Source organism: Paenibacillus sp. FSL R7-0163 (assembly GCF_037969975.1).
GTDB lineage: Bacteria > Bacillota > Bacilli > Paenibacillales > Paenibacillaceae > Paenibacillus_AQ > Paenibacillus_AQ odorifer.
In genome coordinates this window covers 257,991-270,833 of the sequence record NZ_CP150224.1, presented here as the reverse complement: position 1 = coordinate 270,833, position 12,843 = coordinate 257,991, and the positions used below count along the sequence as shown (strand labels likewise).

The 12,843-nt window shown below is 33.5% G+C and carries 11 protein-coding genes; 6 read left to right on the top strand and 5 right to left on the bottom strand.

Annotated features, from left to right (window positions below; genetic code table 11):
- The first annotated feature begins 379 nt into the window (after positions 1 to 379).
- The 4 genes from NST45_RS01240 to NST45_RS01225 all read left to right on the top strand — a co-directional run bounded on the left by NST45_RS01240 (position 380) and on the right by NST45_RS01225 (position 4,615).
- Positions 380 to 787, top strand: coding sequence for a hypothetical protein (locus NST45_RS01240; RefSeq protein WP_036685463.1), 408 nt, complete (start codon positions 380 to 382; stop codon positions 785 to 787).
- The gene (locus NST45_RS01235) at positions 780 to 1,253 is read left to right on the top strand and encodes a hypothetical protein (protein WP_036685465.1); all 474 of its coding nucleotides are present in this window, start codon (positions 780 to 782) and stop codon (positions 1,251 to 1,253) included. The genes NST45_RS01240 and NST45_RS01235 overlap by 8 nt, the downstream gene beginning before the upstream one ends.
- A gap of 4 nt (positions 1,254 to 1,257) precedes the next feature.
- A complete protein-coding gene (locus NST45_RS01230) occupies positions 1,258 to 1,674 on the top strand; it encodes a hypothetical protein (protein ID WP_051491387.1) in 417 nt (138 codons plus the stop codon).
- A 1,315-nt stretch (positions 1,675 to 2,989) separates the two neighbouring features.
- A complete protein-coding gene (locus NST45_RS01225) occupies positions 2,990 to 4,615 on the top strand; it encodes a polysaccharide biosynthesis protein (protein WP_036685467.1) in 1,626 nt (541 codons plus the stop codon).
- A 1,949-nt stretch (positions 4,616 to 6,564) separates the two neighbouring features.
- Here the strand turns inward: NST45_RS01225 and NST45_RS01220 are convergent.
- The 5 genes from NST45_RS01220 to NST45_RS01200 form a co-directional block, all read right to left on the bottom strand.
- Positions 6,565 to 6,822 carry a hypothetical protein gene (locus tag NST45_RS01220; protein WP_051491388.1) on the bottom strand — a complete coding sequence of 86 codons (258 nt, stop codon included), beginning with the start codon at positions 6,820 to 6,822 and terminating at the stop codon, positions 6,565 to 6,567.
- A gap of 261 nt (positions 6,823 to 7,083) precedes the next feature.
- A complete protein-coding gene (locus NST45_RS01215) occupies positions 7,084 to 7,230 on the bottom strand; it encodes a hypothetical protein (RefSeq protein ID WP_155986599.1) in 147 nt (48 codons plus the stop codon).
- Positions 7,231 to 7,317: 87 nt separating this feature from the next.
- A complete protein-coding gene (locus NST45_RS01210) occupies positions 7,318 to 9,141 on the bottom strand; it encodes an ABC transporter ATP-binding protein (RefSeq protein WP_036685468.1) in 1,824 nt (607 codons plus the stop codon).
- 417 nt (positions 9,142 to 9,558) lie between these two features.
- Positions 9,559 to 9,966 (bottom strand): hypothetical protein, encoded by a 408-nt coding sequence (locus NST45_RS01205; RefSeq protein ID WP_036685470.1) that lies wholly within the window; start codon positions 9,964 to 9,966, stop codon positions 9,559 to 9,561.
- A 13-nt stretch (positions 9,967 to 9,979) separates the two neighbouring features.
- The gene (locus NST45_RS01200; protein ID WP_036685473.1) at positions 9,980 to 11,140 is read right to left on the bottom strand and encodes a cysteine desulfurase family protein; all 1,161 of its coding nucleotides are present in this window, start codon (positions 11,138 to 11,140) and stop codon (positions 9,980 to 9,982) included.
- 421 nt (positions 11,141 to 11,561) lie between these two features.
- Here NST45_RS01200 and NST45_RS01195 point away from each other — a divergent pair, with 421 nt between their 5' ends.
- Entirely contained in the window at positions 11,562 to 11,921 is a 360-nt protein-coding gene (locus NST45_RS01195; RefSeq protein WP_051491389.1) for a helix-turn-helix domain-containing protein, read from the top strand.
- Positions 11,922 to 12,238: 317 nt separating this feature from the next.
- Positions 12,239 to 12,655, top strand: a complete 417-nt coding sequence (locus NST45_RS01190; protein WP_036685477.1) for a hypothetical protein — start codon at positions 12,239 to 12,241, stop codon at positions 12,653 to 12,655.
- Positions 12,656 to 12,843 lie beyond the last annotated feature (188 nt).

Genomic DNA, 12,843 nt, shown 5'->3' with positions numbered 1-12,843 from the left:
CAGAAAAAAAGCTTTATATTATCAATATAAGTAATAGATTGTAATAAGGTATTTAAGGGGGAGTGTGATGGGGAGCCACCTTAATTGATTAGAACAATTAATTCGGTATTGGAGTATCCCTCAAAAATCGATTTAAAATAAACTATTGAAAAGTAAGTTCTTCAGCAAATCTAGGTATTTAATCATGGGAGAATATTATTAATGAATCCTATTGAATTATTCAACATTAAAGGAATCATTATTTATTCTGGTCATATTAACATTAATAATAAAAAATAATTACTTGGAAAATTGAAATATGTTATGAAGGATCAAACAAAAAGAATTATTCGAATTTCGAACATTAAAGTCGTTATAACAAAAATGAAGAGGTGTGAATTTGAAAGGTATAATTGTAGTTTGTGAACAAATTCAGTTATTGGATCAAAACCTATTAAATTTAATTAGTATTCAGAAAATCATCAATATAAAAGCAACTCCTGCTATTTTTAATGCCAGTTTATTCGTGAAACTATTTGAACTTCCAAAAGTTCAGAGTATCGACTGTTGGATAGAAGTTTATGATGATATTAATGATATTTTACTAAGACAAACAGAACCTATTGTACTTAGAAATCAATTTAATATTTCTGAAAAGGTTTCTGGTGCGGATATTGGAGTAAGTATTCCAATACCAGTAGTCGAAGAAGAAGGAATGTTTCGATTCGATTTAATTGTTGAAAATGATGTTGTTTCTCAATATTATTTACCATTTAAGACCTATGGGGGCAAAGTGGCGAATGGATAATATTAAGCCGATTCCGGATTTCCTGAAAAGTACAGTTAAAAAGCGATTCGTAGGCACATATATTCCAAATAAAATAGTGTTGTTAGATAAAGAACAATTAGAGGTTGATTTAACTTGGATTACGCATACAGATATTGGTACGATTATCTTTTTACTTTCTCCAACTTGTACTGCCTGTGATCCGAAAATAATTAATGAATTTATAAGGCTAAACCCCTTAATGAATTATGCGATTTTCTTTCATCTCGATGACGGTCAAACTGCTGAGGACTTTTTCCAGGAAGATCACAATGTCAAATTGTACAACTGTGATATTCGCATAATTGATGATCAGATTGATTGTGGTTCAATTGTTCCGTTCATGTTAGTGGTAAATAAAATCGGCCAAATTTTTAGCGGTAATATTTATAACCATATTAAAGATGTAGAGATGTTTGCAAGGCCACTACTAAATAAAGTGATGTGATTAAATGAACTTTATCTCCACCAAAAATACAGGTTTGCAAGTCGGATCTGAGATACCTAATTTGATTCAAAGTCCTGAGCTTAAGGAAATACATATATATCAATCATTAATATTCTTTATCTCAGTGGATTGTGCTCGCTGTATAGAATTACTTCCATTTATCTCTTTAATAAGTCAGAACTATAATGACTATCATCTTTATATTTTTTCAACCGGAGATGAGGAGATCAATAAGGAAATCAGAGACTACTTTGAATGGAAGTTCCCAGTTATAACATTATCTTCTAAAGAAATGGATGATGTTTACAAGGTGAAAATACATCCATTTGTAATTATTTCGAACAACACTGGGAAAGTAGTTAATAAAGGGGTAGTTTATAACTCTAATGATATGATGATGTTAATTAATGAAGGGAGGTGAATGAGAATGTGTATGACTTCAGCTGATTGTGCGATAACTGGTCTTATGTTTAATTCACGTACTACTACTTACTGTGAACTTAGAGGTCCATGTATTTTGGGACGCAAAATGACCAGATATGAAACTGCTTGTCAGTCATTTGTATCCCAACTTATTAACGGTTGGATTTTTGAGACATGCAGTACTTCAGACACTGGAACTTGTTGTACTTAGCAACTTAATCTTAAGAGAACTATGCGTTATATTTTCTTTTTAAAAAAATCCATAAAATAATATTTTATGGATTTTTTATTAATTTCATTTTATGTTTATGTTTAGTAGAACCTTTAAGGTTATTCAAAAGCACAATTAAGTTTATAATTTAACAAATAGGCGATCTATCGTTTCCAGCGGTAGTTATTTATTCGCTACATAAATTGATTCACATGAAGTCTAATCTTATTAATTTTTAAGAAGATGTTGTTCAACATGTCTGCTTTGAGCCACACCCATACTCTTTAACCATATTCGGGTTTGGACTATAAAGCGGAAGAGAAACCCACGTCAAGCGTGGGTTTCCTTTTTTAAAAGGCTGTAACTCTGAGCATGATGTTACTGCTGTCGTCAAAATCATGGCCATTTTCTTCAATTGGTTAGACATCCGCCTTCCTCTCGGTGATGAACCTAACCGACCACATAGTTAATCGCACCAAATAATTTTGTCACTTCATGTTTGCTTTATTTGAGTTTTTGGATTTCTTCGTTACTTGTTTCCAACGGACCTAAGATTTATTTAAATCATATTACCCTACTTGGAAATTTGAGAGGCTTTATTTATTTGGTAATTGTCCTTAAAAGATTTAAGTCAACCTTGTTCACTCTTTAGTTAGTAAACAATAGCCCTTTTTCAACCTTTACAAAAAGTCAGTAGTTTATTCATTATAAGAATATGTTACTACTAAAATGATTGATGTAATCTCTCTACTGTGTTGATAGACATAAATAATTTTAAAGATAATACTATCGTGTTACTCCCAAAAGCATATATAAGGAAATTTATGATTTTAAGACTTTTTCAATTATCTTAAATTAACTATTTACTTATTGGGTTTACACAATTACTATTTATTTCTAGGAGGAGTATAGTTGTTTATATGAACGGAATATAAAAATTCGTTTTGATCACAGGTTTATGAGGCATTCATATGAAAACTTATACAACTAAAGCAGATGTTTAGATCATGTATAATAGCATACAACGCTTAATTACTTAAAAAGGGGTTTATTGTATTTTTTTCATAATGCACAATATTAATTGTAAGGAAGGCGAAATGATTTGTCTGACAAGAAAGAATCCTTTATAAAAGGTACTTTGATTTTGGCTGCGGCCGCCCTAATAGCGCGTATACTCGGCATATTTCAGCGAGTACCATTGGAACATATGTTTGATAAAATAGGTAACGCCTCGTTCGTTCAGGCCAATAATGTCTACTTGTTGCTACTAACTCTGGCGACAGCTGGTATTCCCAGCACACTTAGCAAAAAAGTCTCCGAGCTCTATGCACTAGGTCGGCCTAATGAAGCGAAACAGGTATATAGAGCTGCACTATACTTCGCAGCGGTTGTTGGTGTCGTAATGAGTACAGCTTTATACATAGTAGCTCCAGTATATGCGCGGTCTACTGGAGTGCCGGATAGTGTTTTAGCAATAAGAGCCATTGCACCTGCACTCCTATTATTTCCATCAATTGCAATGATGCGGGGATATTTTCAAGGGCGCGGTAATATGACCTCTGGTGGCATATCACAGATTGTTGAGCAGTTCGCCCGTGTTATGACTGCAATTTTACTTGCATTCATTCTTTTACGTCAAGGCTATAGTAATGCAATTATGGCTGCTGGCGCCTCATTTGGAAGCGTGCTAGGCAGCGTTGCTGCCTTTTGCGTAATGATTTATTTTGCTATTAAGTATAGTAATGAGGATACAGCACAGGTACGGGGTCACAATGAAACAGAATTAAAACTCTCACTATGGAGAATATATAAAGATATATTTAGATTATCTATCCCAATTGTATTGGCTTCTATGACTATACAGGCGGTTTATCTGATTGATTCGTCTCTTATTGTACCTCTTTTGGCGGGTCAAATCGGCGAGGGAGAAGCAATACACCTTATAGATATTTTAGGCCAAAAAGCTCAAAGTATCGCCGGTATTCCACCGGTACTTGCCATCGCTCTTAGCACATCGCTGATTCCAGTCATTTCAGCTGCTTATGCCCGACATGACGAACTCTATTTAAAGAATCAGATTATACTGGCGCTTCGTATCGCTATTCTAACAGGTACACCGATTGTACTAACACTTGTGGTCGCGGCATATCCAGTCAATGGCTTACTTTTTAAGACTCCGTCAGGTAGTGAGATGATTGCACTGCTGACTCTAGGAACAATATTTCAAATTACAATGACAACATCAAATTCGATTTTACTTGGGATGGGTAAATCCCGAACTTCAATGTTTTATGTGATGATTGGCATTTTGGTTAAGCTCATCGCTAGCGTTATTCTTAGTCAGTTTTTGGGGATATACGGTATAATCATTGCCACAGGACTCTGCTTCATCATTATTACGATACTCAATTTACGGCTATTGAAGTCGGTTGTACCATTTCAAATACTGGGTGCTAGCTGGGGTTCCTATTTGATATCTGTACTCGTAGCTGGATGTATTGGTCTTGCGCTTAATATATTGGGGCTCATGCTCACTGACATCATGACAACTAGGGTCGCGTATCTACTTACTTGCTTAATAGTCGCAGGCGGTATAATTCTCGTTTATCTACTCCTACTTATTATACTTAGAGTACTAAATCTTAAAGAATTGGAAAGCTACCCACTTGGAGTTCAGCAACTTCTAAAACCTCTCATGAAGCTGCAATTCGGTAGGAGTAAAAGATAGTTGATATAGAGGAAAGCTAACTATGGTCTTTTCCTAATCCAACACCATAATAGTATGAGAGAACTTAACTTGTTATCTTTTCTATGCCACTATAGGTGGATATAGTAGAGAAGGATTATGATGTAAAAGTTAATGGTAGATACTATTTTATCTTGTTCATCTATAGGCTTCTTATATAATTTTTAATGATTCAGCTTTCGCACCTAGAAATTGAGCCTAAATAATTGAGCTCATAAGTGGAACTCAATTATTTACTGATATTACAAATAACATCTCGTTTATCTGGTATCATGGAAGTGTCGAGCAACCTTACCAATAAAAAAAGGGGCCTGACTCTATGTTATTAGCGTCCACTGTCTAAACAGTACTGCTTTTCTAGATCCATTGCCAATCTGCATAACGGAAAAACGTAGCGAGAAAGGTCATTTCTAAATCACACGTTCTTTCAAGTCTAGCAATTCCCCAAATTCTTTTCCTTTGTTCTTCTAAGGAAAGGACTGGTTCGACTCCTGGAAAGTGACAACGGGGCAATTTCTCCTTGCAAAGGTATTATCTTTTAAATCCAGTTCCTTTTGCTTGGCGATGCTATACTTGCCTTAAATCTTCACATCATACGCGTTTTAAATCGCTCAACGCAGAAGCACGGGTGCTCATCATCGATTATTCTGTTTTGAGACCGGAGCAAATCGTGGAACTGTTGACACGTGTATTTGAGCACTTCACAGGTAAATTCAATAGATCGTACCGTTGCTAAATATCTTTGACAATCGCGGCATCTACCGAATTGTAGGGCTGGATTCTCTTCTCTAGTAAACAAATCCCTCGTAATTCTCTTTAATCCCCCCTTTAGCTTCCGGTCCAAATCCATGACTGGCTTTGCAATATCTCTAGTCAGATGTTCCGTACCGGTACTGATACGAACATCTGACTAGAGATATTACATGGATAGTCGGATACAATGCTGCCCATCAATAAGCAGTCCAATCTGATCGAAAAGTTATGTTGTTTAATGGGCTCTATCAGACCGTTCAGTTTCACGGCACTTCTGCTTTGAGATTCTATACTGCAAGAATTCTGTCGCAAAATTCTTAACACAACATTCTACTGGGTTTAACTTTTTTCGGGTAGAACTCCATCCAGGAAAGCTGCAGCCATCCATGCTGCTGAGCCAATTCCACTTAGATTTCGCGCGAAGATGGCTAAATCGCGAAGGCGTGTCAAATGTCAAATATTATTCATACAGCCGTTCACAGATTCTTTCCAATGCGTCTACGAGATTCATTTCATCATGAAGTTCGTAAGGGTGTAGTGGTTTTTTGAACAGAGTTCACCTACGAGAGAAATACGTCGAATCCATAGGATGTATGTTTCATGACAAGTGCGTCATCTTTGGCAGAAGGTAGTAGGATTTAGGATATGGATAATTTGGATGAGGACAAGCATAAGCCATATTCCCAAATATCGGAATCTTTAAACTTAAAGCACTGTCGTTATTCTCTAAGTGGGTTATGCAACTCGCAGACCGAAGTCCATTTCACCGAAGACTGTGAAAAAAACGTAAATCTACTAGAACACCAATGTGACTAGGGCATACTCCTAAATTAGCGGGTCTAACTGCTACGAAGAGTTCAAAACAGTAAGTGGAATATGCAAGAAGTGCTTTTCTCCAAAGGCTTTGAAGTGAGGATTTTTTGCGGTGTTTAACGGTTATCCCACTTCTCTCTCTCTACCACACTTTTGAATAGAATATCGGACAGAACTGTTTGTAGTTCAGCGATAAGTCTCAAGATAATTATACTTTCCCAAATAAAAATACAGAGCCGATTTTAGCGGCTCCGTACTTAAAGTAATACAGGAGTAAAACTATCATCTTCCTTTTACAACATAGTTGACTGTAGATAATTCAGTGAATAACTAAACAGTAAAAGGGACTAACTATATAGGTTGAACTAAAGAATTCCCACTACCTTATCTGACTTCACGCCGCGATGATTGCCTGTTGTCCAAATAACACGTTGCTTACCTTTTTCAAACCATGTTCGTTGCAGGGCCTGATAATCACAGATCATGCTTTCATCTTCAAACAAAAAATGATCAGTTTCGCTATTTCCAACCATTTTTAAAGCTGGGAACATTTCTTCGACAAACTGTTTCTGTTTGTCAGGGTCTGCAGCAGCAAGGGTATATGTGAGCTTCGTATAGCTCATATTCATATGTCCCATGAGCTTAGGACGCCGCGCAACGAGTATTGGCAGCCGTACGTCCGCTCGATGTAGTCTGCAATGAGTTGTAATGTCCAATTGAATCTGGCAGTGAAGACGTCTGCCAGTACTTGGCTGACGATAACGCGCTTTAACTCGTCGCGTTGATCTTTTGTCAATCGCGGGGATCGCCCCGGCGATAACCGCATGATGAGGCCGAGAATTCCTGCCTTTTCATAAGCATGAATGTAGTTGCGAATTGTTTTCTCAGAATGACACGTAATCGTAGCGATTTAGCTTATAGACATTCCCATTAATCGCTAAACGAATAGTCTGAAGTCGCTCGTATGTTCGACGATCCTTTGTTGACTTCAGTCGTTCTTCAATGGCTGACAGGGCTTCGTGTTTTTCCATCCCATTCACCGCCTCATCAAGGATCTTTCTAAGTTCGACAGTGATTGGGTGAGAGCCTGCCGGATACTCGAAAATCACTGATTCAATCTATATAGATCCAACACTCAGAGGCAAGCTACGAAACTCCTCATCGTTGTTATCTTTATACATCGACAACTGTGAGTTAAACATTTCTGCATATTTACCATTCTTTCTTAAAAGTGAATCATGATCTCCTTGTTCAATCAACTTACCATTCTCTAATACAATTATTTCATCAACGAAGCGACAACATGCTAATCTATGAGTAACAATTATAGCAGTTTTACTATCTGTAATAGAAAGGATATCTTTTATTATTTCCATCTCCATTATTGGATCAATCGCGGACGTGGGCTCATCTAATATTAATAAATTGGCTTCACTAATTAGACATCTTCCAAGTGCTACTTTTTGCCACTGCCCACCTGATAAATCTCTTCCTTTTTCAAAATATGCTCCTAACATAGCATCTAAATGAAGATCCATCTGTTTATCAGATTTGTTTAACCTTAATCTATTTAATGTTTTCTCTAAAAATAAGTCATCATCTATTTTTGATATATTTCCAAAACTTAAGTTTTCCCTTAAAGTCATATTATATTTAATGAAATCTTGAAATAATGTGGTAATATTGCTCCGAAGTGAGTATTTGTCTATTTCGTTTATGCTAATATTATTATAGTTAATGTCACCTTCAGGTATTTCGTAAAGACCTGCAAGACATTTAGCCAAAGTACTTTTCCCAGCACCATTCTCCCCTACAATAGCGATTTTTTTACCCCCATAAATATTAAAGCAGATATTTTGCAACGTATAGTTTTCATTATTCGGATACTTGAAATTCAAATTTTTCACTTCAATACATGATATAGGTTCATTCAATTGAACATCACTAGCTCTTGTCTCTTCTTTGAGATTTAGAAAAGAATAATAGTCCATCGCATATCTTGCAGTTTGAGAAATTTTTGAAATGGAAGTAGCAAGTTCTCTTACTTGATTACTTGAGGATGTTACCGCTTGAGAAACTGCTACAAATCCTCCAATTGTTAAACGACCCAAAATACTACTAAAAACTGTAATCGACAGTATTAGAAGATTGATAACAATATTCATTCCATATAATAATAAATTAATAAATTCTGTTTTTATCTGCAAATTATATTTCTGATTTGAAAACACCCAAAATAACTTCTCCCATTTATCAATCAAATACCTACTTTGATTAAATATCTTAATTTCTTTAATTACTGGTTTATCCTTAAGAATTGAATAAAAGTATTCCATTTTTCTTTCTGTTGGTATTAGACTCATTGACAAGTTATATTCTCTCTTGCCAATTTTTAAATTTTGTATAAGTACTGGTATAAATATAAGTACTAAAGTAAATATAAGAATAAAATGAATTTTCATCAGTACAAATATTAGCAATGTTAAAGTAATACTATTCTTTATTATTAAAAGTATTAGATCAATAACCTCAAACGCTTTCTTTCCCGCGCCATTACTAATTCTTTCAAAGTCATTAAAAAACTCAGGGTCTTCAAAATTACTGAATGATAATTTCTGCACTTTTTCGATGAATGCACTATCAACTAAAAACGAGACTTTGTTATCAATTTTAGTTCTTACTAAATTAGATAAAGATGAAATAATAGTAATAATAAGAGAAAATAAAACTTGTAAGGCCAAAATTGTTAGTAGTGGTTTTATAATGTTTTTGTTTGTCAAAACTTCTGAAACAGAGTTAATCATTTTGGTAGTAATTGATAATTGAATTAATGGAGTAACTCCATCTACTAGGTAGAAAATTAACTTCATCAAAAAAAGTATAGGGAAGTTTTTTAGAATAGTTGGATATGTATTTTTCACAATATATAAAACTGTCTTCAAGCAAAACAACTCCAGTAGATGATCTTAGATTATGTTAAAAATAATTACCAATGTAAGTTATTTGAAATAATACAGGGCACTTCCAGAGTATATTACGTAAAATTCACTTTGAGAAAACATCATAGAGATTAACGAAATTATTTCAAATTAATTAATGTTATGAAATTTGTCTTTTTTCTAGAGAAACTGTATCAAATTTTGTATAATTCCTCCAATGATTAACTTAATATGTCTAATTTCAATTCTACCAGTACATCAATTAGCATTTGATATTTAAACATGAAAAATATACACAACAATATCCTATGTCTTTTTTAAATTTAATTCTTACAGTAACAATCAACGCTCTCGCCTTTAGTTAAATAGCCTTTCGTGTCTAAAATTGTAAGATCATTGGATATCTTGACCATCTATATGCTATTTTAATATCTCTGTTAATGTTGATATGTCATAACATATCTCACTCATTAAAATTTCCTTTTCTTGATTAACTTTATAAATATAAGGTGTCACTGGAATAGGTAAACTCTCTTTTAACTTTGAATAATCTGCTCGATAAACTTTTTTGAAACAACTCCTTAATTCAGCTATGAATTCTAACTCACCTTCTATTAGAATAAGCACATCAAAGTATCCATTAATTTTTAGATAATCCAAAACTTCTATACAAGTTTCACACGAACTAGATAAAATAAAAATTATTTCCGAGTCTTCCATTACCTCATATAGAGAATTCAGATCGTCAATAAAAGCATCTGGAAGTATATCCCCTACACCCAAAGGGTTGCTTTTACTCATTATTTTTTCTAATAGTTTATTTTTCATTAAATTCTCCCGATCATAAAATCCTATTTTCAAAATGTATTACACTTAAATTCCCAATTAATAGTTCTAAACATTCGATGAACTGTAATATGTCGCTTTCTTGCGTATTGGTACCAAAACTAACTCTTACACTACTTGAGGCAACTCTATCATTTTTACCCATTGAGGATAATACTCGACTTTTACTAGAAGTCGACGAACATGCTGATTGAGAAGATATAGTTATCCCATGTTTATCAAAAAAATTTAGTATTACAGGAGATGTTAATTCAGGAAATGAAAAATTGATAATGTGAGGGACTGAAAGCGGGATAGGAGGACTATTGATAAAAAGCCCTTGCATCTTACTGATTCGAGAGTAAAGATACTGATTAAATGCTGTAACTTTTTTATTTTCAGCTTCAAAATTATCTATAGTCTCCTTAATTGCCTCGGTGAACGCAGCTATTAAAGGAACGTTTAGGGTTCCAGGTCTGTTCCCAAACTCTTGATCTCCCCCAAACATTAAAGGTGCCAAATCAATATCTGACTTTTTAATTAGTAAACCAATACCCTTTGGTCCACCTATTTTATGTGCAGATATTGTATACAAGTCTATACCTTCAAATGAAATTTTGGTTTTGCCAACTGCCTGGGCTCCATCAACATGAAAACATACACTAGGATATTCACTAATTAACTTTGCAATTTCAGAAACCGGCTGTATTACCCCTGTCTCATTATTAACATGCATCACACTCAGCAATACAGTATCTTTAGTTATTTCTGTTTTTAACATTTCCATATCAATAATTCCGTATTCATCAACTGGTAAATAAGAAACTTTAACTCCTTGCAACTCCATTTTTTTGTAGACATTCAAAACAGATGAATGTTCTGTAGTAGGCACAATAATATGAAGAGTATTTTTACTTTTTTCAATATTATTAACTATACCTGTTATTGCTAAATTATTTGATTCTGTTGCACCTGATGTAAAAATAATATTATCGCTATTTACTCCTAAGTAACCTGCAATAATACCTCTAGAATTTTCCACTAAATCATTAGCATCAAATCCCATCCGATGTAATGATGAGGGATTTGCGTAAATATCTCCTGAAACTTCTATTAATGTATTTAAAACTTTTTTATGCATAGGAGTTGAAGCACTGTAATCAAGATAAACCCCCATGATAATCCCTCCTTAAATTCCTTTTTTTTCACACCACTGCTTATATTGTCAGAATATCATTTTTCACTTGTCGAAAACCTTATTTTAATACAAGGTATTCGACAAAATGTTTATTGTTGTTGGAGAAAATTGCTCAGGCAACTAGAACAAAGTAATTAATCATTTAATATACAGATACGATGCTAGTTTGCTAACTAGCTTAGACAATTTAATTACTGCTTTGATCAGTCGGAGTCTTCTTCAGCTGAAGAATACAGTCTATTATTTAAATTAATCAATGATTTTATTATTATGATTGTAAAAATTTACCTAAAATAGGTGTGTAATATGCATTTGACACATTAAAAGAATTATGATAATTTTTTCTACATCCTAAAATTTAGAATAAATGGATTACATTAATGAAAAGAGGTGACGTTTTTTGTTGAAAAATCTTTTTCGAATTAATGAAAATGTACTAATCGATTTTGATGACTCGTCATTACTTAAAGATGGGTTGAAAATGGCTTTATCAAGATTAGAATTAAGACTTCTAATTTTACTCACAAACTCTATAGGTGAGACTCTGGATAAGAAAAAAATAATAAAATATGTGTGGACATCAGAAGAATATTCAAAAAATCAAGATACTGAACTATATGTATTAGTACATAGGCTACGCAAAAAAATAGAAGATAATTGTAATGAACCACGATTTTTAATCAAAGTCTGTGGACAGGGCTACTTATTAAAAGCAGACAATCTAAACGCATATGTAAGTAATAATTCTAATAGATTTTAAATAAACTCGCATAAATGGTATTAAAGAATAGAAAGTTCACAATTTAAAAGTAATGACAATGACTAAATAGATTGAACTTGAAAATTAAAATTATAAGAAGATAGGCGGAGGGCAATTTTGGAACTATAAGAGTGGTAGTTTTCTTCCGCCTTTGTTTGCGGATTTCAAACCCAAACAGCAATATTATTCAAGAAATCTGAAGGGCCGACCGGAGGTCCAAATAGTCAAGCTCAATTCTTAATTGGGAGAATCAAAGTTCAATCTATAAGCTAATAGGTAGTTGGTTACTTGTTATTTAACAATGAGGAGGAAAAAAAATGAACAATGACCGTTTATTCAAAAAAACATCTATTGAGAGCTTGTTCACTAATGATCAACCCACTAATGTATTTGAAGAATTTAAATACATAATTTATCTATCAATACACTGCATAAGATGTATTAATATACTTGGAGAATTTGAGAACCATCAAGACTTAGAATTCGATAGTAATATGTGTATTTTGATTGATTGCGATGAATCAGAAATATTACTAATAGAGAAACTTTACAAAATACCAATACCCATTTTCTGCTTAGCATACCACAAAAAATATGTTAAATACTTACAAAATTTCACCCCCCCCCATCTAATTGACACATCAAATTTTCCGAATTTAGCAGGAAATAAAATAAATAGTTTCAAAGAAATCAACTGTATAATTTTGAATTCTCGCATTTTACCTTTGTCATAAATATTTTCTTATTACATTATTTAGAGCGTGTCTTCAAAATATAAATTAGTCCTAAATCAGGGTAAAATACATCTATGAAAAGACGATACGAAAAACGTAACGAACAATGGGAACGAATCAAAGATTTGCTTCCACCCGAATAAATAAGACAGGGTGGATAAATTGAAAAAAACAATAAACCGATGTTG

Coding starts and splice junctions, on each gene's coding strand:
- NST45_RS01220 (WP_051491388.1), bottom strand. CDS start 6,822: ATGAGCTATACGAAGCTCACATATACCCTTGCTGCTGCAGACCCTGAC.
- NST45_RS01230 (WP_051491387.1), top strand. CDS start 1,258: ATGAACTTTATCTCCACCAAAAATACAGGTTTGCAAGTCGGATCTGAG.
- NST45_RS01235 (WP_036685465.1), top strand. CDS start 780: ATGGATAATATTAAGCCGATTCCGGATTTCCTGAAAAGTACAGTTAAA.
- NST45_RS01205 (WP_036685470.1), bottom strand. CDS start 9,966: ATGAAAAATAAACTATTAGAAAAAATAATGAGTAAAAGCAACCCTTTG.
- NST45_RS01215 (WP_155986599.1), bottom strand. CDS start 7,230: ATGGAAAAACACGAAGCCCTGTCAGCCATTGAAGAACGACTGAAGTCA.
- NST45_RS01190 (WP_036685477.1), top strand. CDS start 12,239: ATGAACAATGACCGTTTATTCAAAAAAACATCTATTGAGAGCTTGTTC.
- NST45_RS01200 (WP_036685473.1), bottom strand. CDS start 11,140: ATGGGGGTTTATCTTGATTACAGTGCTTCAACTCCTATGCATAAAAAA.